This is a genomic window from Paenibacillus sp. GD4 (assembly GCF_030846225.1).
GTDB lineage: Bacteria > Bacillota > Bacilli > Paenibacillales > NBRC-103111 > Paenibacillus_G > Paenibacillus_G silviterrae.
Map to the genome: position 1 here is coordinate 1,290,416 of NZ_JAVCYK010000001.1, position 24,006 is coordinate 1,314,421.

The window sequence follows — 24,006 nt, forward strand, 5'->3', positions numbered from 1 at the left end:
TTATGGAATGAGGAGGTTGTTACAGATTGGATATGGTAAAGCGATTTTTCAGCTATTATCGCCCTTACAAAACGCTGTTTATGGTCGACTTCGGCTGCGCGGTCTTAGCCGCTCTGCTGGAGCTGTCGTTTCCGCTTGCGGTCAAGTGGATCGTTGACAACCTGCTGCCGGGCAAGCAATGGCCTCTGATTGTGTGGGCTTGCGTCGGATTGCTCGTTTTATACGGCATCAGCACCTTTTTGCAATACGTCGTTACCTATTGGGGACATAAGCTTGGCATCAACATTGAATACGATATGAGGAAGCAGCTGTTCAGCCATATTCAGAAGCTGTCGTTCCGGTTTTTCGACAACACCAAGACCGGGCATTTGATGTCGCGAATGACGAACGACCTGTTTGAAATCGGGGAAATGGCACATCACGGGCCGGAGGATCTCTTCATCGCGGTCATGACCTTAATCGGGGCGTTCTTCCTGATGCTCACTATTAATTGGAAGCTGGCCGTGCTCACCTTTCTCATCGTGCCTCTGCTGATCTGGCTTGTAGTGGCCTGCAACCTGAAGCTGGTCAAGGCGGCCAAGCGGATGTTCTCGGAGATCGCCGAGGTGAACGCGCGTGTCGAGGATAGCGTATCGGGAATCCGCGTCGTGCAGACCTTTACGAACGAACCGTACGAGATGAAGAAGTTCAATCAGAGTAACCATCAATTCCGGGAAGCGAAGCTGGCGTCCTACCGCATTATCGCTTACAGCTCCTCAGGGATGTATTTGCTCATGAGACTGATCTCGCTTTTCGTGCTGATCTGCGGCGCCTGGTTTGTAGTGCAGGGGGAATTGACCTATGGGGCGTTTGTAGGGTTCCTGCTGCTGATCAACATTTTCTTTAAACCGATCGAGAAAATTAATGCATTTCTGGAAAATTACCCGAAAGGGATGGCCGGCTTCAAGCGGTTTACGGAAATATTGGATACCGAGCCGGATGTGGCGGATCAGCCGGGAGCTGTGGGGGTAGAAACGCTGCGGGGCGATATCCGCTTCGAGGGGGTCTCCTTCGGCTACGAGGGGCACGCAAGAGTATTAAGCCGCGTGAATTTGGCGATTCGGGCCGGAGAAACCGTAGCCTTCGTCGGACCCTCCGGGGCGGGCAAAACGACACTCTGCAGCCTGATTCCGCGTTTCTACGAGGTGGAGGAAGGCCGAATCACGATCGACGGGCTCGATGTTCGAGGCATGACGCTCGCCAGCCTGCGGAAGCAGATCGGTATCGTGCAGCAGGATGTGTTCCTGTTTACCGGAACGCTGCGGGAAAATATCGCCTACGGCAAGCTGGAGGCGTCCGAGGCGGAGATCCTGGATGCCGCACGGCGGGCTCGGCTCGGGGAGCTGATCGAGGCGCTGCCGGAGGGGCTCGATACGCAGATCGGCGAACGCGGCGTCAAGCTGTCCGGCGGTCAGAAGCAGCGTCTCGCCATCGCGCGGATGTTCCTTAAGAATCCGCCCATCCTCATCCTGGATGAGGCGACGTCCGCGCTCGACACGGAGACGGAGGCGGCGATCCAGCAGGCGCTGGCGGAGCTGTCCGTCGGCCGTACGACGCTGGTGATCGCGCACCGGCTCGCAACAATCCGGAGCGCGGACCGTATCGTCGTCGTGACGGAGCAGGGCATCGCCGAGCAGGGCGGCCACGACGAGCTGCTTGCCGCAGGAGGACTGTACAGCCGCCTGCACCAGGCGCAGACGGTATAACGAAGTAAAGGCCCGCTGGGGGGCGATGCGGAGGCATCGTCGCGCCGGCGGGCTTTCCTTTTGTGTCATTGTGATAAAGCGGGCAGCTGCCTCTCTACATCGTCTTTCGCGAATGGCGGTTGAGCACGCGGATTGCTTCCTCGAACTCACCGATCCCCTGCTCGCACTGAGAGATCCACGCTTCCAGCTGAGCCCTGCGGCTCTCCGTCATGTTCATATGGATATCGAATTCTCTGCGGCAGCGGTCGATTTCCATCTGCAGATCCTCGATATAGTTCCGGATCGTCGGCAGCACATTCGGAAACTTGTTGATATCCGGCGTGTAGTCCTCCTCCGCATCCTCCCCTGCCCCTTCCGCTCCGGCAGCCACCGGCGCGAGGCCGATATGGTCCGTGTACTCCGGCGACAGCTTGTTGTTTTTGCGCGAGTAATAGCCGTTCGGCTTACACTCCACAAAATAAATCGTAAGCGCCGAATTGTTCTCGATCAGCTCGAGCGCACGCTCCAGACAAGGCTCGCCCAGATAGCCCGCCAACAGCTGGGAGAACTCGTTAATGGACGAGGATTGCCCGTACTTTTTATATAAAACCTGCCCGGCCAAAGCAAAATCACAGTCCGACAGATCCCGGGCCAATTTGCGCTTTTCGAAAAACTGCAATACATCCTTCAAGAAAAAATGCAACATGTCGTTCACACTGCTCAATGTAGTCCTCTCCCGTTCATAAGAAAAAAGCCTCTTTCGCGGACCTCCCCGCAAAGCCTCTACAGAAAATTCGGCAAAACATGCAAAAAACCTTCCGGCTCTCGTAAAAATACGAAGAATTTCGGAAGGTTATTTTATTCATCCATTTATTTGATGATCACAGCATACACTTTCCCCGGTCCGTGGATCCCGATCGTCAGGTCGTTCTCAATATCCGCGCTGCGGCTCGGGCCCGTAATCAGGTTGAGCGAGGAGGCATAATCCGATGCGTGCGACTTGCCGTCGGTAATCTTCGCGAACGCCTCGCCCATGCGGTCCACCAGCTGATCCGCCCGGAAGACGGCGAACAAAATCTCGGTCAGCAGACTGACCGATCGGCCCTTCTCACGCGAGCACTGGAGCACCAGCGTGCCGGTGTTGGCCACCGCATAGTCCGGCCAAACGATGCCGAGCTGGCAGCGCTCCGTCCGGCGCAGCAGCTCGCTGCGCTTCGACCAGTTGGAGCCTTCGGCGGCGACCTCCTCCGAGCCCGCCTCCTCTTCCCGCCAAGGCACGACCTCGATACCACTCTCAGCCAGCGCAGCGTCGAGACCTAAAGCCTTCAGTCCCTCATGCTCCCAGCGGGAGACGGAAGTGACCTTCAGCTCGGCGGCAACCTCACGCAGCCAAGCGCCGATCTTCTCCGGCGCCTCCGCCTCGTCAACCACCAGCACCTTGCCGGTCAGCGCAGTCCAGTTCGCCTCGAACAGCTCCATCCGCTCCTCCGTCGTCCGCTGTACCGCCTTGTAGAAGTCCGGCGCTCCGCGATAAGGATGCTCCGGAACGGCAGCCGCAGGCGCTCTGCGTCCTAACCGCGACGAAATATTGCCGATGAAGGCCTCCCGTCCGTGAATGATCCCCGTCTTATTGGCCATCGTGAGTGCCTCCCTTCTTCTGAAGCTCCTGCTGCAGCGTTGCCCACCGGTCGCGGAACGACTGCTTCGGCTTCATCGGCAGGAAGCGCGACTGCGTCCATCCGGCGGCAGGCCCCGGCGCCTTCCTGATGAAGCCCCCCTTGCTTACCAGGGGCTTCATCCCATAGTAGGCGGACTTCGTCGCCATACGGTACAGCGTCACGTTCCCGAACACGGTTCGGAACGTGCGGAACGCGGCGCGCTCGGCAAGCGGGGTCAGCCCCAGCTTGACCTTGCGCGCGCGCAGCTGCACGAGCATATCGTGCAGCGGAATCTTCACGGGGCACGCCTCGTGGCAGGCCCCGCACAGGCTGGAAGCGTAGGACAGCTGTCCCGCTTCCTTCATGTCCTGCTGCAGCAGCGGTGTCAGCACAGCCCCGATCGGGCCGCTGTACACGCTTCCGTAGGTGTGGCCGCCCACGTGCCGGTACACGGGGCATACGTTCAAGCACGCCGCACAGCGGATGCAGTGCAGAACCTCCTGGAACACCGGGTCGCCAAGCTGCGAGGAACGTCCGTTGTCGAGGACGATCAGATGCAGCTCCTCCGGTCCGTCCAGCTCGCCCTCGCGTCGCGGGCCCGTAATCATCGACGTGTAGGTCGTCAGCTTCTGCCCCGTCGCGCTTCGCGCCAGCATGTTCAGCACGACCTCCAGATCGTCGTACGTCGGCACGAGCCGCTCCATGCCCATGATCACGACATGGCACTTCGGAATCGTGCTCACCATCCGGCCGTTGCCCTCGTTGGACACCAGCGTAATCGCCCCGGACTCGGCCACGCCGAAGTTACAGCCGGTCAGCCCGATATCGGCCTCCAGGAAATAATTGCGCAGCCGCTGCTTCGCGTACCCCGCCAGCACCTTCGTCTCCGGCTCGAGCTTCTCTCCCGCCTCCTCGGAGAAAATATCGGCGATTTGACCCTTATTCTTATGGATCGCCGGAATGATCAAGTGAGACGGCGTCTCCTTCGCCAGCTGTAGAATATACTCGCCGAGATCCGTCTCAATTGCTTCGATCCCGCGCTCCTCCAGGTGATGATTGAGGTGAATCTCCTCGGACACCATCGACTTCCCTTTCGCCACCAGCTTCGCCTTGCGTTCTTCCGCCAGCTTCATGAACGTTGCGACCGCTTCCTCTGCGGTCTTGCAGAAGTACACGTGACCGCCCGCCGCAGCGACATTGTCCGTAAACTGAGTCAAATAATAGTCGAGGTTGTCGATCACATGCTTCCGGATGAGCCTTGCGCGGTCACGCCACTCCTCCCAGTTGCCGAAGTCATCCGCCGCCTTCAGACGGCCGCCCTTCAGTTTATCCGTCGTGTACGCCACCGCCTTGCGCAGGAAGTCGTTCGCCAGTGCCTCCTCCGTACGCTGCTTCAGCCCGGTGCCGATCAATTCCTTTTCACTTTTTGCCTGCAGACTCACCGCGCTTCACCCCTTCCTCCAGCAGCTCCGCCAGATGCATCACCCGAATCGGACGCCCCTCTTTGTTCAAGCGTCCTTCAATATTCATCAAGCAGCCCATGTCCGTTCCGCAGAGCACGCTAGCCCCCGTGGAGCATACATTAGCCGCCTTCTCGCATACCATCGCTTCCGACATATCCGCCATCTTCACCGCGAACGTACCGCCGAAGCCGCAGCAGTCCTCTTTTTTCGGCAGATCAATGAACTCCAGCCCTTCGACATTCTCCATCAGCTTCATCGGCTCCTCACGAATGCCCAGAAGCCTCGTGGCATGACAGGACGGGTGGTAAGTGACCTTTTCCCCGAAGACAGCGCCAAGATCCGTAATCCCCAGCACATTCACCAAGAACTGGGTAAACTCATATGTTTTGTCGATCAGCTTCTCGGCCTTGGCCTTCCACTCCGGCTCATTCTCAAACAGCTGAGGATAGTAGTGATGCACCATACCGGTACACGAACCCGACGGCGACACTACGTAATCGCTGTGCTCGAAAGCACGGATCAGATTGCGAGCAACCTCTCTCGCATCATCCTGGTAGCCGCTGTTGTAAGCGGGCTGACCGCAGCACGTCTGCATCTCCGGAAAATCAACCTCGCACCCGTACCGGTGCAGCAGCCGAACGACGCTTTCCCCTACCTGAGGATACATGTTATCGGCGAGACAAGTAATGAACAAGGATACGCGCACCTGAAGTCCCCTCTTTTCGCAAAATTCGGATCATGATCTCTTACTTGTCAGGTTATCAGATAAGTTTGATTTTGAAAAGTACCCCCGCCAAAAAAATGTTATACTTACATCGGACTTCGGATCTAAACGAAAGGATGTTGCTTATTATGAAAGCCTATATCATAACCGGAGCGTCCCGCGGACTCGGTGAAGCGATGGCCGCCCGGATGTTAAACGATGCTGAGCCTAAGAAGCTGATCTGCGTCTCGCGCACCGTTCACCCAGCTCCATCGGATGACGATCGCGTCACCTACCTTACGCAAGACTTGTCCGCGGGTCATGAGCTTGAAGCGCTGATGCAGAGACTATTTGAACGGCTTCCCTCCGGACTGACCTCGCTATATTTGATCAATAACGCCGGCGTTCTTGGGCCGATTGCGCCCGCCGCCGATTCGGAGCCGGATGCGGTCTCCCTGAACGTCCAAGTCAATCTGCTGGCGCCGATGCTGCTGACCTCCGCCTTTATCCGGCTCAGCGCTAAGCTGCCTATCGATAAACGGGTGCTGCATATCTCCTCCGGGGCCGGACGCAAGCCCTATGCCGGCTGGAGCAGCTACTGCGCATCGAAAGCGGGACTCGACCACTACACCCGCTGTGTGGGTTTGGAGGAGGAGGGCAAAGCCCACGGCGTGCGAATCGCCTCGCTCGCTCCCGGCGTCATCGACACACAGATGCAGCAGGAAATCCGCTCGTCAAGCCCGGAGGCGTTTCCTCAGCTTGACCGCTTCCTTGAGCTCAAGCGCTCCGGGCAGCTTACTTCGCCTGAGCAGGCTGCCGAGCAGGTGCTTCGCTTCCTGCACAGCGACTCCTGCGGCTTCGGCTCCATTGCTGACGTAAGAGACCTGCAATAAGCTTATAAGGAACCATCCTGGGCCCTCCTGCATATCCTGTGATATCCCCATAGGTCAAAGGAGGGCTTTGCCTATGAATGAGCGATTCGAGAAGGCGTTCGGCGAAGGCTGGAGCGTCTTTGAGCATGTGGTGCGGAAACGGCTGGCTTCGCTAAAGGGCAGCCGGGAACCTGTGCGGCGGGAGCTTCACGGTGCGATGGACCGGTCACTAAGACAGCTGCAGGTGTCCCGGTTCTCCGGCATTAGCGCCGACCTGTTCGAAACCCATCGTTCCATTATCGTCAGAGTGCTGCTGCCCGAGCAGGTATCCCCCCGCTCCGTTAAGCTGACACTTGATGAGATGAAGCTAATGATATCCGGTATCCCGGGCAAGCGGCAGAAGATTCTCCGACTTCCCTCGCCGGTGCTGTCCAAGAGGCCGAGGAAGCAGTTCCGTGACGGCATTCTGGAAATCCGCCTGCAGAAGCCTGCCGCAGGACAAGAGCGCAAAAAAAAGAAGTAAGCCGCAGCTCACTTCTTTAGAAATTTGACCAGCACCTGCTCCACATGGAATAGGTGCTTTTGCATTTGCTCTTGTGCTGCAGCCGGGTTGCGGTCACGGATGGCCTGAAATATGGCCTTATGCTCCTGATACAGCTGCCGGGCGACCTCCTTCTGAGCGTACAGCTGCAGCCGGCGCGTCTCGCGGATCGCCGCCTGCATCTGCGAAGAGATCGAATCGATCATGCGCATCATGATCGAATTATGCGTTGCCTCCGCCAGAATCAGGTGGAATTCGAGATCGGTCCGCTCGCCCTCGACCTCATCCCCCAGATGCTCCTCCATTCGCTTCAGCACCGCCTCGAACCGCTCCAGATCCGCTTCCGTCCGTTTCTCCGCCGCCAGCGCCGCATTGGAGATCTCAAGCGCCTGGCGGGCCTCGATCAGCTCCATCACGGTTTCTCGGCTCATCAGCAGGGAACCCAGCTCCGGCAGCTCCACATCCTGCGCTTCGATGATGCGCACATAGCTGCCTTCGCCCTGATGCGCCTCGACAAGTCCCATCGCCTTCAGCGCACTTAACGCCTCCCGAACCGTGGACCGGCCTACCTGATACCGCTCGGACAGCTCCTTCGTCGAAGGCAGCTTCTCTCCCGGCTTCAGGGCACCGCTTACAATCTGCTCCTTGATCTGCTCGGCGACCACCTCATAAATTTTGCGCGTGGTAATTTTCTGTATCTCCATCCGCTCCAGCCCCTATCGTCCGTTCTGTTACCTAACATTATACAGGCTTTAACAGGATACACAACGCTTATACATACCCCTGCGCTTGATTGCGGTAAGCGCCGGGAGTCGATCCGACGGTCTTGCGGAACATGCGGATGAAGTAGTTATAGTCGCCATAGCCTACCAGGGACGCGATCTCGGGCAGGGCCAGCGTGCTGTGCCGAAGCAGCCGCTTCGCCTCCTCCATCCTCAGCCGGTTATGGTACTGAAGCGGACTCATTCCGTAATGCTTGCGCAGACAGCGTGCGGCGTAATCCTCGTCAAAGTGCAGCTCCTCGGCCATCCTGCCCGCCTGATATCCCTCTCCCGTTCTTGCCTCCAGGTATCGCATCACCTGCTCGGCCACGGCATACGAGCGGCTTCTTCTCCGGTCCGAACGCAAGGACGATTGAAGCGCGGAGAGCAGCCGGCCGAGCAGCACCTGGATATCCACCGCATGATCCATCGTCAAAGTGGACCGCAGCTGAAGCAGCTCGTCCAAAATCGGCTTGAGGGCCGTCCGGTCGAAAGCGCCGTATTTCGGCAAATACAGGAACTGCTCCTGCGGCGTCAGATCCTGATCCCGGCCTGCCCGCACCGGTACGGACCATTCGACCTGCTTGTCTTGGAGGCGGCCGTGCGGGAGCTCATGCTTGAAATGCACCCAATAAATATCCGTCGGCTCCTCACAGGGCTTCAGACCGACATGTCTCCGTCCGGGCTCCAGCAGCAGCAGCTCCCCGCCACGAATGCTGTAGGATTTGTCCTCCTCCGTCATATACATAGTCCCGTCAAAAACAAGCAATAAATCGTACACCTCAAAGATCCGCTCAAAGTGCTGCATCCCTACAGGCCACACCGAATGCCCGCCGGTCAGAAACTGCGGCAGCGGCGGAATGCGCAGCTGCAAGCAATCCACCATCACGCTCCCCCCTTTGGATTCATTATAATGCAAATGGTCGAAAATGTGCTATAACTGGTCGCGACCGTACCTATGCTCTCTTCCAAAATACGTACTATAGTTAGGAGGTAAAGGTGTTTTCGGAAGGTACATATATCCCCTTAGGAGGAGATGGCAGCTATGCGTTTTCGTCAGGTTCACCTTGATTTTCATACGTCGGAGGCGATCGCCGGTATCGGCAGCCGCTTCGACAAGCGACAGTTTCAGGACATGCTCCGCAAAGGCCATGTAGATTCGATCACCGTGTTCTCCAAATGCCATCACGGCTGGGCTTATCATCCTACCCGGGAGAATGAAATGCATCCGCATCTAGACTTCGACCTGCTGGGGGCCATGATTGAGGCCGCTCATGAAATCGGTGTCAAAGCCCCCGTGTATTTATCGGCAGGACTGGATGAGAAGCTGGCCCGCCGTCATCCGGAATGGCTGATTCGCGACATCAACGATAATACGAACTGGGTCGACGGGTTCATGAAGCCGGGATATCATCAATTTTGCTTAAACACGCCTTATTTGGACATCCTGCTTCGACAGATCGACGAGGTTGTACGCAATTATGACGCGGACGGCATTTTTCTTGACATCGTGGGCGTCCGCAAGTGCTATTGCCACACCTGTGTGAACCGGCTGCTGGCCGATGGAAAGGATCCCAGAGACAAGGCCGCTATCCTAGAGCAAGGGGAGCGCACCTATGCCAACTATACACGCCGCGTTCGTGAAACCATTGACGCCGTGAAGCCGGGACTGCCGGTATTCCATAACGGCGGTCATATCCGGCGCGGACGACGCGACCTGGCGCAAATGAACACCCATCTGGAGCTGGAGTCGCTGCCTACCGGCGGCTGGGGCTATGACCACTTTCCTTTGTCGGCCCGCTATGCCCAAGGCCTCGGCATGCCGTTCCTCGGCATGACCGGGAAGTTTCACACCTCCTGGGGCGAGTTCGGCGGCTACAAGCATCCGAATGCGCTGCGCTATGAGACGGCGTTAAGCCTGGCGAACGGCGCGCGCTGCTCGATCGGCGACCAGCTTCATCCGGAGGGGGTGATGGACCCGGCCACTTACTCTATCATTGGAGCGGCTTATGCAGAAGTGGAGCAAAAGGAGGCCTGGTGCATTGAGGCAAGGAACGTAGCCGATGTAGCTCTTCTCACAGTGGAGGCCGTCCTTTCCCAAGGGGAGGAATCCCGCAGCGATCGCACCGGCGACTCCGATACTGGAGCTGTCCGGATGCTGCTGGAGGGCAAATTCCTGTTCGACGTTGTCGATCTGGAGAGCGACCTTTCGCCTTATCGCGCCGTCATTTTACCGGATCGCATTCCGGTGTCGGAGGCGCTCGCTTCCAAGCTGAAGGCGTACGCGGCACAAGGAGGAAAACTTTTGGCCACCGGCACATCGGGCCTGAACACGGAGGGCTCCGCCTTTGCATTGGACCTCGGCGTACGGTATATCGGAGCCAATCCTTATCAGCCGGATTACTTTCGTCCGCATTTCGAGCTGAAGAGCCTGCCGGAGGCCTCTTTCATCTTCTACTCTCAGGGGCAGCAGGTGGAATTGACCGATCAGGGCACGCTGCTCGGACATCGGGAGAATCCTTATTTTAACCGGGATGTGTTTACATTCTGCTCCCACAAGCATACGCCAAGCGCTCTGCAAAATAGCGGACCGGGAATGGTGGAAAGCCCGAGCGGCATTTATATCGCGTGGAATGTGTTCGAGGATTATGCCAATAACGGCAGCCTCATTCTGAAGGAAACGGTACAGTTTGCCCTTGACCGCTTGCTGGGAACGGTTAAGACGCTGCGCACAAGCTTGCCGGCTCAGGGGGTCGTGACGTTAACGAAGCAGTCTGCGGAGAACCGCTATATCCATCATTTGCTGTATGCCTCTCCCGTAAAACGCGGGAAAGGAATCGAGGTTATTGAAGACATCGTTCCTTTGTATGAAACGGAGGTTGCCGTCAAGCTGAAGGAGAAGGCTAAGCGGGTATATTTGGCCCCACAGCAGGTGGAGCTTCCTTTCCTTCAGGACGCGGACGGTACCGTTCAATATGTTTTGCCTAAGCTCGAATGCCATCAAATGGTCGTAATCGACGTATAAGCCTCTCTTGTGTTCAGCCCCGCCCTCCCTCGTAAGGGCGGGCTTCTGTATCTCCATTCATTAAAAAACGACAGCCCTTGGGCTGCCCCATCGGACTGTCGTTGGATTGTTCATCTTAGAACATCTTCATTACAGCGTCCCGGCCCTTCATGCCGGCTACGATCCCCAGCGCTTCCGCCTCGTACGTAACCGATTCCAGCGGCGCCTCCAGCAAATCCTCTATCGTGCGCACTCCGGTGGCCCGCCCTGCGATAATATGCCGGTCCTTCAGCTTCTCGTTCAGCAGACCTACGTCAAGCGCTCCGCACATGATATAGCCCTTATCCGTAGTGACAACAAGCAGGGTCGTCTTCGGCAGCTTCACTTCAATGGCAAGCGCGATACGTCCATCCAGCTCAACCGGCTCCACTCGCATCATAACGACATTCCCCCTTATGCATCAATCGGAAATCATGCCTTATATAATGTATGAAGCCGGCTGAAGAACCGTTCCACGCTGATCGCAAACCGGGCGCCACTGGGCAAAGCTTGCGCTTTGGTTACTTGGGAAAAACATGATATAGTAGTGGGTATTAGGATAGCAGGGAGGCAACCCTTTGGAGAAGGAACCGCAGAAACGGAAGTTTTTGTTCAACGTCGACATCATGATCGAAGAAGATACCAACGGGCGTGCACTGGAAAAGCTTTTGCAGTTGTTGAACAGCAGCTCTGTCGAGGATTACCAGGTAAAGCAGGGGATCGAGCTGGGCAAGAAAATTGAAGTCGCCTTAAAACAGGCGATCTTGAAGGACAAGGGGACAAGCAGTGCTCCTGATGCGGCTAAGCAGCCTAAAGAGGCCTCCCGAACGGAATCGCCGGGAAAGCCTCAAGGGAAAGCGCATGATTCCGGTGCGCAGGCAGCTAAGGACGATCCGCATCGAGTGATATGGGAGCAGCTGCAGCAGCTGAAGGAAAGCAACAAGCTGATTCGCTTAACCGTAGTAAAAGGAAAGGGCGTCAAGCTTAGCATACCCTGCCGCATCTTAAGCACGGATCCCTCCGTCGGGAACGTGACCGTATATCACGTAGATGAGAAGAAGGTATATTTATTTAAAATCAACGAAATCGATGATTTTACCGCCGATTAATTGGGACGCTTCCGCTCGCTGGCCGCGGCCGATTCAGAGACAGAGGCAGCCGCGGCGTTCTGCTGGAGCAGAAGCCGCTCCGCTTGCCCCGCTTCTAACGGCGGGCTGAACCAATACCCCTGAATTTCATTGCAGTGATTGCTGTACAAGTAGTCGAGCTGCTCCCTCGTCTCCACCCCCTCCGCTATGACCCGAAGGTTCAAATGCCGTGTCATGGCAATGATCGAAGCCACGATGGCCGCATCGTTAGGATCCGTCATGATATCCCGCACAAACGATTGATCGATTTTCAGCTTATCGATAGGGAACCGTTTTAAGTAATATAACGAGCTGTACCCTGTGCCGAAGTCATCGATGCTGATTTTGACGCCAAGCTTCTTCAAGCTTTGCAGCAGCTCGGAGACGTAGTCCACGTCCATCGTGCTGCTTTCGGTAATTTCCAGCTCCAGCAGCTCGGGCGGAAGTCCGGTCTCCTGCAGCACCCGGGCGATTTTGTCCGGAAGATCGTGCTGAAGAAACTGGCGGGTCGATAAATTTACGGCGATCGGCACCGGCGCGAAGCCCATCGTCTGCCACCGTCGATTTTGCCGGCAAGCCTCTTTCATCACCCATTCGCCGATAGGAACGATCAGTCCGCTTTCCTCCGCGAAGGGGATAAAATCCATCGGAGGAATCATCCCCCTTTCGGGATGGCGCCAGCGGACCAACGCCTCGAAGCCGACGATCCGTCCTGTGCTTATCTCCATCTGCGGCTGATAATGTAGCATTAGCTCCTCCCGCGCAAACGCCTTGCGCAGCTCATTTTCCAGCGTCAGCCGTTTCAACGACACCGACTTCATATCGGAATTAAACACCTGATAGTTGCTTTTCCCTTTTTCCTTGGCACGGGTCAGCGCAATATCCGCGCACTTCATCAATGCGGCGGCATCCTCCTCGTCTTCCGACAGCAGCGCAATTCCAATACTGGCGGTCACATGAAGCTGGTACTGCTCCAGCATGAAGGGCTCCTCCAGCTCCTTATAGATCCCCTCGGCAATTTCCGCCACATTCTCAATGCTATGTATATCCGTATAATAGAGCGCGAATTCATCTCCCTCCGTTCGCGCGGCGAAATCCTTCTCCGTCACGGAACGGGTGATTCGCTCGGCCACCTGCAGCAGAAGCATATCCCCATAGTCATGCCCGAAGCTGTCATTCACCATTTTGAACCGGTCCAGATCGACGAAAAAGACTGCCAACATACGGTTTCTCTTGACCGCACGGGCGATGGCTTGATTCAAGCTTTGAACAAACAGCCGGCGGTTCGGCAATCCGGTCATATCATCGTAATACGCCAAATGACGAATCTGTTCTTCCGTTCGCATGCTGGCCGTAATATCCTGACAGATCAGCATGATGTCATCATCCCCTTGCCCTCCATTGAAGGGAACGGCCGTAACATCCAGATCCACCCGGTAGCCTTCCTTGTGCTGCACCGTCGTCTTGACGGAAACAGGCGCCCCTCTACTCAGCTCCGCGAAGAAGGCTTGCACCTTATCGCTCCTGTCGAAAGCTAAGATCGCGTGAAGCGGCTGCCCCAGCATCTCCAATTCGGAATACCCGAGCAACTTTTCGGCCGTAGCGTTCACTCGTTTGAAGCTGCCGCCGGAGTCGATCACCCCGATCGCGTTCGGATTATGATGAAGCAAAGCATCGTAAAATCCGGCGCTTTCCCTAGTCCTAGAAGCTCCGGTCCGCCTCGCGGCACCGTGATACAGCATGGAAGCCAAAGCCAGACTTCCCAAGGCCATCAAGGCCCATAACAGCTTCTGTCCCGTCCAGAAGGCAAAGATCGTGCACAGCAGAGCGTAGCCATACAATAACCATGGGAACAAACGCCTCCTCCCTTGAGGAGTGCTGGAATCCGGCTGGTCTCTCATCACTCTTGCCCCCTCCGCTGTTTTCGGTTGGACATGCTTTTGTTCCTGAAATTAGGATATCCCTTAAGCAATTCTACGCTCCACAGGTGATTTCCTGCCGTAAAAAAGCAGAAAACCATCCGGTATCGGACGGCTTTCTTCCCCGCTTATTTCTTTCGTGCAGCCAGCATAAGAGACAGCCAGCCGTATAGAAACGCTACCCCGCCGAGCGGAGTAATCGCACCGAGCTTGGTGATTTGCGTAAGGCTAAGCACATAGAGACTCCCGGAAAACAGCACGATGCCGATCGCCATCGACCAGCCGGCACGCCGCAAATGTCCGGTGTCCGGCAGCACGGCCGCAGCCAGGCCAACGGCAATAAGACCCAGCGAATGCATCATCTGATACTGCACCCCGGTTTGGTAATTCGCCATGAAATTCGCAGGCATGGCTTCCTTCAACGCATGAGCTCCGAAGGCCCCAAGAGCAACGGACAGCAAAGCAAACAACCCGCCAAGCATAAGAAAGGTATGATTAGGTGATTTGGTCATCGGATGGAACACCGCTCCTCCACAGTATATTGGACAGACTTATTTTAGCACAAAAAAAGCCGCTTTTCTTAACGCGTCAGAAAAGCGGCTTCACAGCCCATTACATTTGTCCGATATCATGCTGTCCTACGATCAAGGTGACCGGCTCCAGATACGCGCGAGTGGTTGTCGGCTGACGGATCAAATCCACCTCTATATCGATAATTTTGACGCGGTGCTGCTTTCCTTCCCGCATGTCAAACACCACCTGAAACTCCTTCAAACCTAGCTGGTACGTAATGACTGACGTGCCGATCGACAAGGCGGGGGATTCGAACTCACCGTGCTCGAACAGCACCTCGGTTAAAATTTCATCGTTCATGTCGACAATTTTGACGGATTGGCTGATAAGGTACTTCATCTTAATCCTCCTTTGCTGCGAGAATGAATGCTCCCTAAGACATTCGACACCCTTCCCGGTTATCCCTCCTTGCTTCGTGTAAATTTAGTGCAAAGTACCCAGTTCCTTCTACCTTTGGATTCGTTCCCTTTTGCGTCGTTCCCTCATACTATGCAACATGATTGTACATGAAGGAGAGGATCGACCATGGGCGGCAAAAAAACGAAAGGCAAAAAAAATACCCCCTCATCGGATAAAAAGCAGTATCACATGAAGGTGGTTACATCCGATGTATGTGAGCGCTGCCGCAAATGTACCCGAGGACTTCGGTATCTGGAAAAAATGAGCGAGCCGGGAGCGGTTGGCAAAGGTGTACCCTGCATTTTGACAAAAACCAGAGTATAAGCGCAGAGCCCTTAATCGAAAGGCTTCTTTCCCGACCGCATCACGGCATAGGCGAACAGCAGCCAGACCAGCAGGAAAATCGCGATCAGCGTACCGATCTCCAGCACGGGAATGTTCCAGAGGATACCGGATTGACGCTGCAGCGAGGTGCCGATAATGATCCCCGACATCAGGATGCTGAAGGAGAGCAGTACAATGCCGAACATCAGCCGGCCGCTGATTAGATCGATCCTGGCCATCAGCCGGTCCAGGTCGAAGAGGCTGATCTCTACCCTGCCCTTTCTGACAACCTTCATCAGATCCTTCACATACTTCGGAAGCTTGAGCGCTAGGTCCCCATACTCCGACAGCTCTTCCTGGAATCGAGTAGCCATATTGCGGGGATGGAAGCGATCCTTCAGCAGCCGCAGGCCGAACGGCTCGGCGATTCGCAGCACGCTGATCTCGGGGTCCAGCTGCTGAACCACACCTTCGACCGTCATCAGGCTCTTCCCGAGCAGAATGAAATCGGGAGGAATCCTCACCTGGTGGCGGTTCGCCACGCCCAGCAAATCGCTGACCGCTTCGGCAAGACTCATCTGGCTGAACGGGATACCTACATACTTGTCCCGCAGGTTGTCCACATCCCGCTCAAGCTCGGCAATGTCCACATCCTGTGTAACCAGCCCCATGCCCAGCACCGCCTTCATAACGGCCGGCGTGCTTTGACGCATCAGCGCGATGACCAGGTTGGCGAAGTGCCGCTTCATGGCCGGAGTCAGCCGCCCCACCATACCGAAATCCATCAACGCAAGAACCCCGCCCGGAAGCACCTGCAGATTGCCCGGATGGGGATCCGCATGAAAGAAGCCGTCTACGAGAATTTGCTGCAGCATCGCCTTCATAAGCCGTTCGCCGATCTTCTTGACGTCGTAGCCGTCCGCTTGGAGCCGCTCGATATGGCTGAGCTTGATTCCGTCGAGGAACTCCAGCGTCAGCAGCTTCTTGGTCGTCAGCTCCTTGTAAACGCGGGGAACACGAACAAAAGGATCTTTCTCGAACTGCTTGCCGATCGTCTCGGTATTTCTCCCCTCGATGGTGTAATCCAGCTCCTGCAGCAGCGATTTGCCGAACTCCTGAATCATTTTGCGAAGCTGGTAGCGCCGGGCCCATTCGAACCGGCTTTCCGCGAGCTGGCCCAGATTTTGCAAAATTTCAAGATCCGTTCGAACATTGACCGTGATGTGAGGGCGCTGCACCTTGACCGCCACCCTCTCCCCGGTTCGAAGCACCGCCTCATGGACTTGCCCGATGGAGGCTGCTGCGAGCGGGGTCTCTCCGAAGTAGGAATAGAGCTGTTCCAGCTCCATCCCAAGCTCTGATCGTACAATGTCTCTTACCTGCTCGAAAGGAAACGGAGCCACCTGGTCCTGAAGCTTCACAAGCTCCTCCAGGATCGATTCCGGCACCAAATCCGCCCGGGTGCTCGCAATTTGGCCAAGCTTTATAAAGGTTGGCCCCAGCTCCTGAAACATGAGGCGGATTCGCTCTCCGATCGACTTTCGCTCTACGCCTTTGGCGAAAAACCGGATTTTGCTCGGGACGGAAGAGATTTTGAGAAGATCGAGGTCCTCGACCAGGAAGCCGAAGCCGTGCCGGGTGAACGCCAGAGCAATATCCCGGTACCGATTGATATGGCGAATCCGCTTGCCCATTACGAACCCCTCCTTTCCCGCTTACCGTCTACGAAGTCGGGGTTTCCAGCTTCTCGATCCTCTGTTCGAGCCGTGCGATATCCTCCTTCGTGGCAACCTGGAGCTCCGACATCACTTTCTGCAGCTGCTCACGAACCATGCGCTTGATCTCCGACTGCTGCTGCTCCCCTTTTTCCACCAGCCGAGTAACCAGCTCCTTGGATTCGTCCGGCGCCACATCACCCTTTTTCACCAAATCCTCCACCAGCTGCTCAATCTTCTCCTTGCTGAGCACAGTAATGCCGACACCTAGCGATAACGCTTTTCTGAACAAATCATTCATGAACCATACCTCGCATTTTTTAGGAAAAGTATCCTCTTCCTGACGGAAAAATATGCATATCCGCTTAGGAAAGACTTCTCCACAAATAAAAGACCGCGTAGGCCTCCCAAGGATGCCACGGCTCGAAGATGGCTCTGATTTCATCGGCGGACGGCTTCTCCGTACGTTGGAGCGACGCCTTCAGCGCGTTCTGAAGGCCGGCATCGCCTATCGGAAAGGCGGACGTGTCTCGCATACATCGCATCATTACATAGTTTGCCGTCCACGGTCCAATTCCGCGGATAGAGGTCAGCTGTCGCTCAGCTTCTTGACTCGTCGCTGCCGAAGCTAGAGCCTCCTTGGTAAGGTCTCCGCTGTCCATAAGCTTCGCGATGCCGATGAGAAACTCCGCCTTCTTGGTTGTGAGCTGGAGCTGTCTCAGCTCCTCCACCGTAAGGCTCGCGATATCGGCCGGCTTAGGAAACCGCCAGAGTGTACGGCCGTTCCATTCCTTCCGCAAGCCGTAGGACTCCACCAAACGCTTCTTCATCGTATAAGCGAAGGTGAGATTGACCTGCTGCCCGACGACCGCCCAGCTCAACGCCTCGAACAGATCCGGGACGCCGATGATCCGCAGCCCCGCATAATCCTCCGCCAGCTTGCTTAACAGCGGGTCCCGCTCGGCCATAACGTAGAAGGGCGTTACATCCCGCTTTAGGTCGAACCACTCCTGTATATAGGAGACGGCCGCTTGTCCGGCGGAAGGGCTTAGGGGCTTGCCCTCAACCGAGCGAAGCAGAAGGCAGCCTTGCTCCTGCTCGGAAATTTCAATAAGGACCGGCTCCTCCAGCGGCTCTAGCTCCAGCAGCTTATAAATACGCCGATCTTCCACGAGATGCAAGCATTCCAGCGGCGATCTCGAAAGATAATGCAAGGCTTCACTATAGCTGAAGCTCGCCGGAAGCGTCATCGTAACCACACCGGATTCAGGATCAAAACCGAAATCTTGCGTGCGCTTTCCCGGTGTAATCATGAAAGCCCTCCCGTTCCAGAAGCTTCTGCTTCGTCATGATTCCTCCGCGGAAGCCTGTCAATGCCGCGTTCTTGCCGATGACCCGATGACAAGGAACAACGATCGGAATCGGATTGGCTCCATTAGCAGCCCCTACGGCTCTGACTGCGGCCGGGCTTCCTACCGCAACGGCTATATCGGAGTAGCTTCTCGTTTGGCCCAAAGGAATCTCCTTTAGCGCCTGCCATACACGGATTTGGAACGGGGTCCCCCGCATGTCCAGGGGCAGCGAGAAAGCATCCCTGCGCCCGTCAAAATAGTGACGCAGCTGCTCGGCGGCCTCTGCTAACGGCAATCCGTTCTCTATCAGCAGCGCATCCGGTATTTGCTTAAGCACCCAGCTTTGCAGCGTATCGAACGATTCCGTCGGCCATGTAATTCGGCATAACCCTTTCTCCGTCGCCGCCAAGTAAATCGGCCTGTTATCGAATAAAGGGTGAAGTAAGGTGTCCCAGTACACCTCCGTACATGAACGGTTATTCTTCATCGGTATTCTCCTTCTTTGTTATTCGGTTTCGATATTCATTAGGCGCACAGCCCTCGCTTCTCTGAAATACAAAGGAAAAATGGGCGGCCGTCCCAAACCCGTTTGCTTTGGCAATGTCGGCAATCGGCCGATCCGTCTCATGAAGACAGCGCTTCGCCGCTTCGATTCGGACCTGCTGCAGCCGCTTCGAAGGGGTCAACCCGGTGACCCTTTTGTACACACGCTGCATATGGTAAGGGCTGATAGCAAGGGCGGCGGCCATCGCTTCCAGTGTGAGGCCGTTCTCCCGGTAGCGCTGCCGGATGAGCTCGGACAAAGCTTCAGCCAGCTCGGCATCCGGTCCATGCGGGGTCGGGTCGTCCGGCTTGCAGCGCTTGCACGCCCGAAACCCTGCGTGCCGGGCTTCCTCTATGCTGCTGTAGACCCTCACATTGTCCCGCTTCGGCGTTCGCGAACGGCAGGACGGACGACAGAAAATACCTGTGGTGACGATACCGACATAATACACACCGTCATGCCGTGTATCCCGGCTCAATATCGTCTCATACACCGCTTCGAACACTTGATCGTATTGCAAACGAACCCACCTCCCTAGCTCCTCGTGACACTCATTATAAACCAACGTTCAGCGTGTGATAATACAATCGCAATAGGAGAGCAAGAATTCGATAGTCCCACGTCGAAGCACAAGAAAAAAGCTTAACCTACCCGCGCGGCGGGCTGATTAAGCTTATATCCTCGATATGCTGCGGCAAAATTTGATATTGCCGGTGCTGGCTAAGAATTCCCGTCACCTCATATATGCCTCCAACCTGAAGCTGTGAGGGCTTGATCGTCCCTTTCGGAAGACGCAACGACAGCTTGCTTCCTTCCCCCGCCTGAAGAGGGATCAGTACCCCCTCGTCTCGAGCCTCTTGCGGGATCTCTTTCAGCTGCGCTTTGATTGTAACGACGGTCCCTTTTAATGCTTCAAGCTTTCTTGCATCCTTCAGATCGCCGGCCGTCAGTACGTTCACCGGAGGCAAAGCCTGATCGGTCTTTATTATCGCAAGACCTCCATACTGAGGCCGAATTTCCATTAATCCTTTGTCATCTGCAATGGCACCGATCACTTGCACCTGGTCTCCCTTTTGAAGGGTCATTCCCTCATAGGCGCTTAAGTGAATCCCGCCGGTAGCATCTTGTATATGAACGGATCGGATATTGCCCTGCCGCGTGATTTCCTCCGTCGTAACAATCCCGCGGATCCTCACCGTCTGCCCGATAAAGTCCTTCGCTTCCAGAATGGAAAGAACAGGAAGATCACGCGCCTTGACCAGCCCTATCTCCATCTCCTGAACACGATCCTCCTGAAGGAATACATGCTGTGCCAGCACCTCCTGCACCGACCAAAGCACAAGCGGTACAAGCAGCAATAACAGCACCGACAGCCTTCTCCCTCTTTTGATGGTTAAGGTGTTCACTAGAAATGTCCTCCTTCGCTTGATCTCCTACTCCATCCATCATAGACGGCTCGTGTTAATTCCAACCGCGTTTTATGTTAAGTGTTTATTAATCTCCTACCCTTAGTAACTCCCGATCGTTTCCAAATTATACATATTGCCGGAACAGCAAAAAGATCGCTGACCACCTGCCATAATAGCCGGTAGAGCGATCTTAGTAATTTTCTTGTCGCCTTACAAGGAGATAGCCGCTTTGGCATTCGTAACATCATTGGCCAGCAATGCTTTTAAATCATAGGCAGGGTACAATCCGCGCTCGTACATGAACTGGAATACTTTCCCGTGCAGCTCTATCGCACCTATCAGCTGCTTTTGAAAAACAGCTCTTAGCTGAGGGGTAGCGGTCTCCGTGATGGCGATAGCGTAATTGCGAACAGCCGTTTTGGCAAAAGCAAGCAGCTGGGCGGACTCTGCGCCGAGCAGCTCCGGCATATCGCCGCTGCTCCGCATTTCAGGAGCTTTAGGGTAAAATTGCAATAGCTCCGTAAGATTCTTCTCCAAAATTTTTACCGTTTCAGAGTAAAGGGAGTACAGGCCCCGGTCTTGAAGGCTGGGCAGCTTCTTTTTGAACGAGACTAACTGGCTGGTCTGGAATGCCACAAGCTCATGCAGCTCCAAGGTTTCATGCCACGCCAGGTGATTCGGTCTGCTTTGAGGGCTCAAAGGAACACACTCCTTTTTTTATTGTACAAAAAAGTATATGTGTGTTGTCAAAAATTAGAAATTGTCCCCCTATTTCAACAGGCATCCTTTATTCGCTTAACGGTTTCTTGAAGCATGGATAGGGAGACAAGGTTCCTTCGGCCGCTTTCAGCTCCGACTGAATTTGAGCGAGGGACTGTTCCGCTGCTTTGGCTTGAGAGCGGACCTCTTCCAGCTTCGCAGTAAGCTCTCGAAGCTCATCTTCCTTTGTTTTCAGTAAGTGCTGCAGCTGTTCTAATTCGCTCTTTGCCCGGTTTGCCCCATACTCAGCTTGAGTGATCTGCCGCTCATACTCCATTTGACGCTGCATCGGAAGCAAGACGCATTCATTGGAATAACTACCCTGATGCTCCCTACGGACAGCACTCAGCAGCACAGGAACGTTCTCTCCTGTTACGGATGTTAAGGATACATACATTTCATCGATTCTTTGGTTCAGCTTAATTAAGGGAGCAAAATAGATTTGGAATATAACCCGGCTGGCCCTGCTTAAGATCGATTCGAATTTACACATATACAATAAGTCCATTTGATATCCGATAAGTGCAAGAAGCGTATGATTAGCCGATAGAATTCGGCAATTGTCATCTAAGGTCAAGTACCCGCACGGAGCGTTAAGCAGTCGGTCATCCATGTCCCGCCCTGCTCTCCGAGGAATCCGGAAAAGAAGTGCAGAGGTATTGTTTGATCAGCTGAATGGTTTCTTCAGGATGACTGATATGCGGGCAGTGTCCCGTTGCTTGCATGAGCTGCAATGTGCTCTGGGGCATTTGGTAATGCACGAACGCACCTACCTCCAAAGGAGCAATAGCATCTTGATCGCATTGAAGGATGAGCGCGGGAATGTTTACCTTCGACAGCTCCTGACGATAGTCCGATAGGAAGGTTGCCCGTGCAAAAGCAATGGCGATTTGAGGATCCATCGCGCAAAAGCTTTCCTCAAGCTCGCGGGTGAGCTCCGGCTGATCGGGATTCGCCATGACAATCGGAGCCAAGAAGTTAGCCCAGCCCTTATAATTTTTGCTCATCAGCCCGATCAGCTCTTCAATATCCTTCCTTTCGAAGCCTCCTATATAGTCTGGCGGTTCATTGATAAAGCACGGGGAAGGACCGATCAGCACCAGCCTGCTGAAGAGACTCGGCTCGCGTATAGCCGCAAGAATCCCGATCATAGCGCTGACAGAATGCCCTACAAAGATCCCCTTTTGCATACCGGCGGCTTCGCAGACATCCAGCAAATCCTGTGCATAGCCTGCTAAATCCTTGTAGCGTTCCGGGTTATACGCTCCCCAATCGGACCTCCCCGAGCCGACATAGTCGAACAGGATGGTTCGGTAATCGCTCTCAAATGCGGGAGCTACAAAACGCCACATATGCTGATCGCAGCCAAAGCCATGCGCAAATATCATGGGCATTTCACCGCTGCCTTTTATTTGAACGTTGTTACGTTGTATGATACTCATCTTCAGATACCCCCAAGGATGACGTGATGTAAAAGGCTAATATACCATATATTCAATACCTCCCGCTATCATACTTCCATGCAGTAATAAAAACGAAGCTGAGAAGCCTGGAACATGCCATGGGCAAGCCGTCCGTATACGTTTAAAAAGGAAAAAGGCATAATGCGGCGGCCGCCTGCATCATGCCTGCTTATCGTTTAAAGAGCTGCTCAGCTTTCGTTGAACGCAATCTCAATCTTGGTGATCCGCATCATCGTCTCCGTCGACACCCAGATCGAGTTCAGCTTTTTCCATTGGTCGCTGTCGGCCGGGTACTTCTGACTCATATCCTCGATCATATGTAAAAGTTTATTCGTATCCTCCGCCAAATGCTCGTTGAGCGACTTGCCCACCTTGGTTTCCGTCATCCGTGCATCCTCCCAGCCTATCAGTCTACCTCTATTGTAAAAGAATCCGCTAGACGGCGACATAGGAAGTTTTGTCGAGGAGATAGGAACATTTGTCGCTTGCACCGGAACGGCCTTACCTCATCCCTGCATATCTGATAATGATGCTCCCCGAGGGAACCGCTCGCACAACCGTAATCATCTGACTTCCCAGCTTGACCGCCGTACTGCTTCCGGTCGTGTCGACCTGTCGGACCATATGGGTAAAATCAGACTCGCTTAACGCAGCTCCCGCTGCCTTAAGCAGCGTGTAAGCCGACTTGATCAGCACCGGGCTGCCGGGCTCCAGGATTTGAATTTCACCGGAGCGGTCGTCGGTACGGGTCTGGATCAGTCCGCTGCCGCCGCCCTCCGGGCTAGGGATTCTCAAGCTTTGCCCGCTTTCCTGAATCGTAAGACCAAGCTGCGAAATGGCCGTTTTTGCCTGCTGATCGAGAACGGTACGGGATTCTTCGGTCAGCACCGGAGTTTGCGGTCTGCTTGGTCCCGGTGTACTGTTCTCTCCGCCGGAGGACCCGTTGCTTCCTGAGGAGCCTCCGCTGCTCCCGCTTCCCGCTGCCAAGCCGTCTGCCGTCTCGGACGCTTGCTTCCCAGTACCCGCAGGCTTCTTCGTCCCATCAGCCGGCGCAAGCAGCTTGCGCCCTTCCTCCGACTCCGCGAAGACGACGACGTTACGGACGAAGGTAACCGCCTCCGCCCTCGACAGCCGGTCGTTCATCCGGTAACCCTCCACTGTGGGAGCCGTTTTCCCATTCGACATCCCCTTATCCAGAACGAATTGCACCGCCTCGGTTGCCGTTAGCCGCTTACCGAAATAGGCGGCAATCATGGCAGCAACCTGCCCGCGGAGAATCGGCTGAAGCCGGTCCTCCGTCTTTAGGGCGGCCGGAATCGCAAGGGACTGTGCCTTTTCGTAATAGGGCCCGAACCACGCTTCACCGGCTTTCAAGACGCGAACCTCCGCACCATAGGAACGCAGCAGCATCGTTAGAAACTCGGCCTCCGACACCTGGGCGTAGGGGCGGAAGGTTTGGTCTTCATAGCCGTTCACAATCCCCTTCGTTACCGCCCATTGTACGTTTCCTTCATACCATGAACCGTTTTCTACATCGCGCAGCGGCTCCGCGGCAAGCGTGGTGTCGGCAGACAACACCGTAGCGAGGAGCAGCGCAGCCGCTCCTCCACGAACGAGCTTATTCTTCCAGTTGCCCATGTTACTCATTCTCCCAACT

27 protein-coding genes are annotated in these 24,006 nt (G+C 55.3%); 6 read left to right on the plus strand and 21 right to left on the minus strand.

Going from position 1 to position 24,006, the window contains the following annotated elements:
* The first annotated feature begins 32 nt into the window (after positions 1 to 32).
* Complete coding sequence (locus RAC89_RS06175; protein WP_306616055.1) at positions 33 to 1,745, plus strand: ABC transporter ATP-binding protein; 1,713 nt, start codon at positions 33 to 35, stop codon at positions 1,743 to 1,745.
* Between the two features lie 94 nt (positions 1,746 to 1,839).
* On the opposite strand, the gene RAC89_RS06180 is transcribed toward RAC89_RS06175, so the two are convergent.
* The 4 genes from RAC89_RS06180 to RAC89_RS06195 all read right to left on the minus strand — a co-directional run bounded on the left by RAC89_RS06180 (position 1,840) and on the right by RAC89_RS06195 (position 5,551).
* Positions 1,840 to 2,430, minus strand: a complete 591-nt coding sequence (locus RAC89_RS06180; RefSeq protein ID WP_306612470.1) for a hypothetical protein — start codon at positions 2,428 to 2,430, stop codon at positions 1,840 to 1,842.
* Positions 2,431 to 2,594: 164 nt separating this feature from the next.
* A complete protein-coding gene (locus RAC89_RS06185) occupies positions 2,595 to 3,362 on the minus strand; it encodes a LutC/YkgG family protein (RefSeq protein ID WP_306612471.1) in 768 nt (255 codons plus the stop codon).
* The gene (locus tag RAC89_RS06190; protein ID WP_306612473.1) at positions 3,352 to 4,824 is read right to left on the minus strand and encodes a LutB/LldF family L-lactate oxidation iron-sulfur protein; all 1,473 of its coding nucleotides are present in this window, start codon (positions 4,822 to 4,824) and stop codon (positions 3,352 to 3,354) included. Before RAC89_RS06190 ends, RAC89_RS06185 begins: the two co-directional genes overlap by 11 nt.
* Entirely contained in the window at positions 4,802 to 5,551 is a 750-nt protein-coding gene (locus tag RAC89_RS06195) for a (Fe-S)-binding protein (protein ID WP_306612475.1), read from the minus strand. The genes RAC89_RS06190 and RAC89_RS06195 overlap by 23 nt, the downstream gene beginning before the upstream one ends.
* 146 nt (positions 5,552 to 5,697) lie before the next feature.
* Between RAC89_RS06195 and RAC89_RS06200 the strand changes: the two genes are divergently transcribed.
* The gene (locus RAC89_RS06200) at positions 5,698 to 6,441 is read left to right on the plus strand and encodes an SDR family NAD(P)-dependent oxidoreductase (protein WP_306612477.1); all 744 of its coding nucleotides are present in this window, start codon (positions 5,698 to 5,700) and stop codon (positions 6,439 to 6,441) included.
* Between the two features lie 73 nt (positions 6,442 to 6,514).
* The gene (locus tag RAC89_RS06205; RefSeq protein WP_306612479.1) at positions 6,515 to 6,943 is read left to right on the plus strand and encodes an Hsp20/alpha crystallin family protein; all 429 of its coding nucleotides are present in this window, start codon (positions 6,515 to 6,517) and stop codon (positions 6,941 to 6,943) included.
* A gap of 8 nt (positions 6,944 to 6,951) precedes the next feature.
* Here RAC89_RS06205 and RAC89_RS06210 read toward each other — a convergent pair whose 3' ends face one another.
* Both RAC89_RS06210 and RAC89_RS06215 read right to left on the minus strand, forming a co-directional pair.
* A complete protein-coding gene (locus tag RAC89_RS06210; RefSeq protein WP_284641260.1) occupies positions 6,952 to 7,665 on the minus strand; it encodes a FadR/GntR family transcriptional regulator in 714 nt (237 codons plus the stop codon).
* A 67-nt stretch (positions 7,666 to 7,732) separates the two neighbouring features.
* On the minus strand, positions 7,733 to 8,608 hold the full coding sequence (locus RAC89_RS06215) for a helix-turn-helix transcriptional regulator (RefSeq protein ID WP_306612481.1): 876 nt from the start codon (positions 8,606 to 8,608) through the stop codon (positions 7,733 to 7,735).
* Between the two features lie 159 nt (positions 8,609 to 8,767).
* On the opposite strand from RAC89_RS06215, the gene RAC89_RS06220 reads away from it, so the two are divergent.
* Positions 8,768 to 10,747 (plus strand): beta-galactosidase trimerization domain-containing protein, encoded by a 1,980-nt coding sequence (locus RAC89_RS06220; RefSeq protein ID WP_306612483.1) that lies wholly within the window; start codon positions 8,768 to 8,770, stop codon positions 10,745 to 10,747.
* Between the two features lie 115 nt (positions 10,748 to 10,862).
* Here the strand turns inward: RAC89_RS06220 and RAC89_RS06225 are convergent, their stop codons facing one another.
* Positions 10,863 to 11,165, minus strand: coding sequence for a YunC family protein (locus RAC89_RS06225; RefSeq protein WP_306612484.1), 303 nt, complete (start codon positions 11,163 to 11,165; stop codon positions 10,863 to 10,865).
* Between the two features lie 178 nt (positions 11,166 to 11,343).
* Here RAC89_RS06225 and RAC89_RS06230 point away from each other — a divergent pair, with 178 nt between their 5' ends.
* Entirely contained in the window at positions 11,344 to 11,874 is a 531-nt protein-coding gene (locus RAC89_RS06230; protein ID WP_306612485.1) for a hypothetical protein, read from the plus strand.
* Here RAC89_RS06230 and RAC89_RS06235 read toward each other — a convergent pair.
* From RAC89_RS06235 to RAC89_RS06245, 3 genes are all read right to left on the minus strand, one after another.
* Positions 11,871 to 13,793 (minus strand): putative bifunctional diguanylate cyclase/phosphodiesterase, encoded by a 1,923-nt coding sequence (locus RAC89_RS06235; protein ID WP_306612487.1) that lies wholly within the window; start codon positions 13,791 to 13,793, stop codon positions 11,871 to 11,873. The genes RAC89_RS06230 and RAC89_RS06235 overlap by 4 nt on opposite strands.
* Before the next feature lie 146 nt (positions 13,794 to 13,939).
* A complete protein-coding gene (locus tag RAC89_RS06240) occupies positions 13,940 to 14,323 on the minus strand; it encodes a DUF423 domain-containing protein (RefSeq protein ID WP_284641266.1) in 384 nt (127 codons plus the stop codon).
* Positions 14,324 to 14,423: 100 nt separating this feature from the next.
* Positions 14,424 to 14,723: a hypothetical protein gene (locus RAC89_RS06245; RefSeq protein ID WP_284641267.1), complete on the minus strand. Its 300-nt coding sequence runs from the start codon at positions 14,721 to 14,723 to the stop codon at positions 14,424 to 14,426.
* Between the two features lie 186 nt (positions 14,724 to 14,909).
* Between RAC89_RS06245 and RAC89_RS06250 the strand changes: the two genes are divergently transcribed.
* Complete coding sequence (locus tag RAC89_RS06250; protein ID WP_284641268.1) at positions 14,910 to 15,107, plus strand: hypothetical protein; 198 nt, start codon at positions 14,910 to 14,912, stop codon at positions 15,105 to 15,107.
* 11 nt (positions 15,108 to 15,118) lie between these two features.
* Here the strand turns inward: RAC89_RS06250 and RAC89_RS06255 are convergent, their stop codons facing one another.
* The 11 genes from RAC89_RS06255 to RAC89_RS06305 form a co-directional block, all read right to left on the minus strand.
* Positions 15,119 to 16,801 (minus strand): ABC1 kinase family protein, encoded by a 1,683-nt coding sequence (locus RAC89_RS06255; protein ID WP_306612488.1) that lies wholly within the window; start codon positions 16,799 to 16,801, stop codon positions 15,119 to 15,121.
* 28 nt (positions 16,802 to 16,829) lie between these two features.
* Positions 16,830 to 17,123, minus strand: a complete 294-nt coding sequence (locus RAC89_RS06260) for a phasin family protein (RefSeq protein WP_306612489.1) — start codon at positions 17,121 to 17,123, stop codon at positions 16,830 to 16,832.
* Between the two features lie 64 nt (positions 17,124 to 17,187).
* A complete protein-coding gene (locus tag RAC89_RS06265) occupies positions 17,188 to 18,135 on the minus strand; it encodes a DNA-3-methyladenine glycosylase family protein (RefSeq protein WP_306612491.1) in 948 nt (315 codons plus the stop codon).
* Positions 18,095 to 18,661, minus strand: coding sequence for a methylated-DNA--[protein]-cysteine S-methyltransferase (locus tag RAC89_RS06270; protein ID WP_306612492.1), 567 nt, complete (start codon positions 18,659 to 18,661; stop codon positions 18,095 to 18,097). Before RAC89_RS06270 ends, RAC89_RS06265 begins: the two co-directional genes overlap by 41 nt.
* Positions 18,651 to 19,238 (minus strand): bifunctional transcriptional activator/DNA repair enzyme AdaA, encoded by a 588-nt coding sequence (locus tag RAC89_RS06275; protein WP_306612493.1) that lies wholly within the window; start codon positions 19,236 to 19,238, stop codon positions 18,651 to 18,653. Before RAC89_RS06275 ends, RAC89_RS06270 begins: the two co-directional genes overlap by 11 nt.
* Positions 19,239 to 19,365: 127 nt before the next feature.
* Complete coding sequence (locus tag RAC89_RS06280; protein WP_306612494.1) at positions 19,366 to 20,124, minus strand: single stranded DNA-binding domain-containing protein; 759 nt, start codon at positions 20,122 to 20,124, stop codon at positions 19,366 to 19,368.
* A gap of 213 nt (positions 20,125 to 20,337) precedes the next feature.
* Positions 20,338 to 20,826: a spore coat protein gene (locus RAC89_RS06285; RefSeq protein WP_306612495.1), complete on the minus strand. Its 489-nt coding sequence runs from the start codon at positions 20,824 to 20,826 to the stop codon at positions 20,338 to 20,340.
* An 88-nt stretch (positions 20,827 to 20,914) separates the two neighbouring features.
* Positions 20,915 to 21,499 (minus strand): nitrogen regulation protein NR(II), encoded by a 585-nt coding sequence (locus RAC89_RS06290; protein WP_306612497.1) that lies wholly within the window; start codon positions 21,497 to 21,499, stop codon positions 20,915 to 20,917.
* Complete coding sequence (locus tag RAC89_RS06295) at positions 21,492 to 22,334, minus strand: alpha/beta fold hydrolase (RefSeq protein ID WP_306616056.1); 843 nt, start codon at positions 22,332 to 22,334, stop codon at positions 21,492 to 21,494. The genes RAC89_RS06290 and RAC89_RS06295 overlap by 8 nt, the downstream gene beginning before the upstream one ends.
* 203 nt (positions 22,335 to 22,537) lie before the next feature.
* Positions 22,538 to 22,735: a hypothetical protein gene (locus RAC89_RS06300; RefSeq protein ID WP_284641277.1), complete on the minus strand. Its 198-nt coding sequence runs from the start codon at positions 22,733 to 22,735 to the stop codon at positions 22,538 to 22,540.
* 115 nt (positions 22,736 to 22,850) lie between these two features.
* A complete protein-coding gene (locus tag RAC89_RS06305) occupies positions 22,851 to 23,987 on the minus strand; it encodes an S-layer homology domain-containing protein (RefSeq protein WP_306612499.1) in 1,137 nt (378 codons plus the stop codon).
* Between the last annotated feature and the right edge of the window lie 19 nt (positions 23,988 to 24,006).

Bases quoted from the DNA above. Each gene is read 5' to 3' on its own strand.
- RAC89_RS06175 (WP_306616055.1), top strand. From the start codon at position 33: ATGGTAAAGCGATTTTTCAGCTATTATCGCCCTTACAAAACGCTGTTT.
- RAC89_RS06180 (WP_306612470.1), bottom strand. From the start codon at position 2,430: ATGTTGCATTTTTTCTTGAAGGATGTATTGCAGTTTTTCGAAAAGCGC.
- RAC89_RS06185 (WP_306612471.1), bottom strand. From the start codon at position 3,362: ATGGCCAATAAGACGGGGATCATTCACGGACGGGAGGCCTTCATCGGC.
- RAC89_RS06200 (WP_306612477.1), top strand. From the start codon at position 5,698: ATGAAAGCCTATATCATAACCGGAGCGTCCCGCGGACTCGGTGAAGCG.
- RAC89_RS06205 (WP_306612479.1), top strand. From the start codon at position 6,515: ATGAATGAGCGATTCGAGAAGGCGTTCGGCGAAGGCTGGAGCGTCTTT.
- RAC89_RS06210 (WP_284641260.1), bottom strand. From the start codon at position 7,665: ATGGAGATACAGAAAATTACCACGCGCAAAATTTATGAGGTGGTCGCC.
- RAC89_RS06215 (WP_306612481.1), bottom strand. From the start codon at position 8,608: ATGGTGGATTGCTTGCAGCTGCGCATTCCGCCGCTGCCGCAGTTTCTG.
- RAC89_RS06220 (WP_306612483.1), top strand. From the start codon at position 8,768: ATGCGTTTTCGTCAGGTTCACCTTGATTTTCATACGTCGGAGGCGATC.
- RAC89_RS06225 (WP_306612484.1), bottom strand. From the start codon at position 11,165: ATGATGCGAGTGGAGCCGGTTGAGCTGGATGGACGTATCGCGCTTGCC.
- RAC89_RS06235 (WP_306612487.1), bottom strand. From the start codon at position 13,793: ATGAGAGACCAGCCGGATTCCAGCACTCCTCAAGGGAGGAGGCGTTTG.
- RAC89_RS06240 (WP_284641266.1), bottom strand. From the start codon at position 14,323: ATGACCAAATCACCTAATCATACCTTTCTTATGCTTGGCGGGTTGTTT.
- RAC89_RS06245 (WP_284641267.1), bottom strand. From the start codon at position 14,723: ATGAAGTACCTTATCAGCCAATCCGTCAAAATTGTCGACATGAACGAT.
- RAC89_RS06250 (WP_284641268.1), top strand. From the start codon at position 14,910: ATGGGCGGCAAAAAAACGAAAGGCAAAAAAAATACCCCCTCATCGGAT.
- RAC89_RS06255 (WP_306612488.1), bottom strand. From the start codon at position 16,801: ATGGGCAAGCGGATTCGCCATATCAATCGGTACCGGGATATTGCTCTG.
- RAC89_RS06260 (WP_306612489.1), bottom strand. From the start codon at position 17,123: ATGAATGATTTGTTCAGAAAAGCGTTATCGCTAGGTGTCGGCATTACT.
- RAC89_RS06265 (WP_306612491.1), bottom strand. From the start codon at position 18,135: ATGATTACACCGGGAAAGCGCACGCAAGATTTCGGTTTTGATCCTGAA.
- RAC89_RS06270 (WP_306612492.1), bottom strand. From the start codon at position 18,661: ATGAAGAATAACCGTTCATGTACGGAGGTGTACTGGGACACCTTACTT.
- RAC89_RS06290 (WP_306612497.1), bottom strand. From the start codon at position 21,499: ATGGATGACCGACTGCTTAACGCTCCGTGCGGGTACTTGACCTTAGAT.
- RAC89_RS06300 (WP_284641277.1), bottom strand. From the start codon at position 22,735: ATGACGGAAACCAAGGTGGGCAAGTCGCTCAACGAGCATTTGGCGGAG.
- RAC89_RS06305 (WP_306612499.1), bottom strand. From the start codon at position 23,987: ATGGGCAACTGGAAGAATAAGCTCGTTCGTGGAGGAGCGGCTGCGCTG.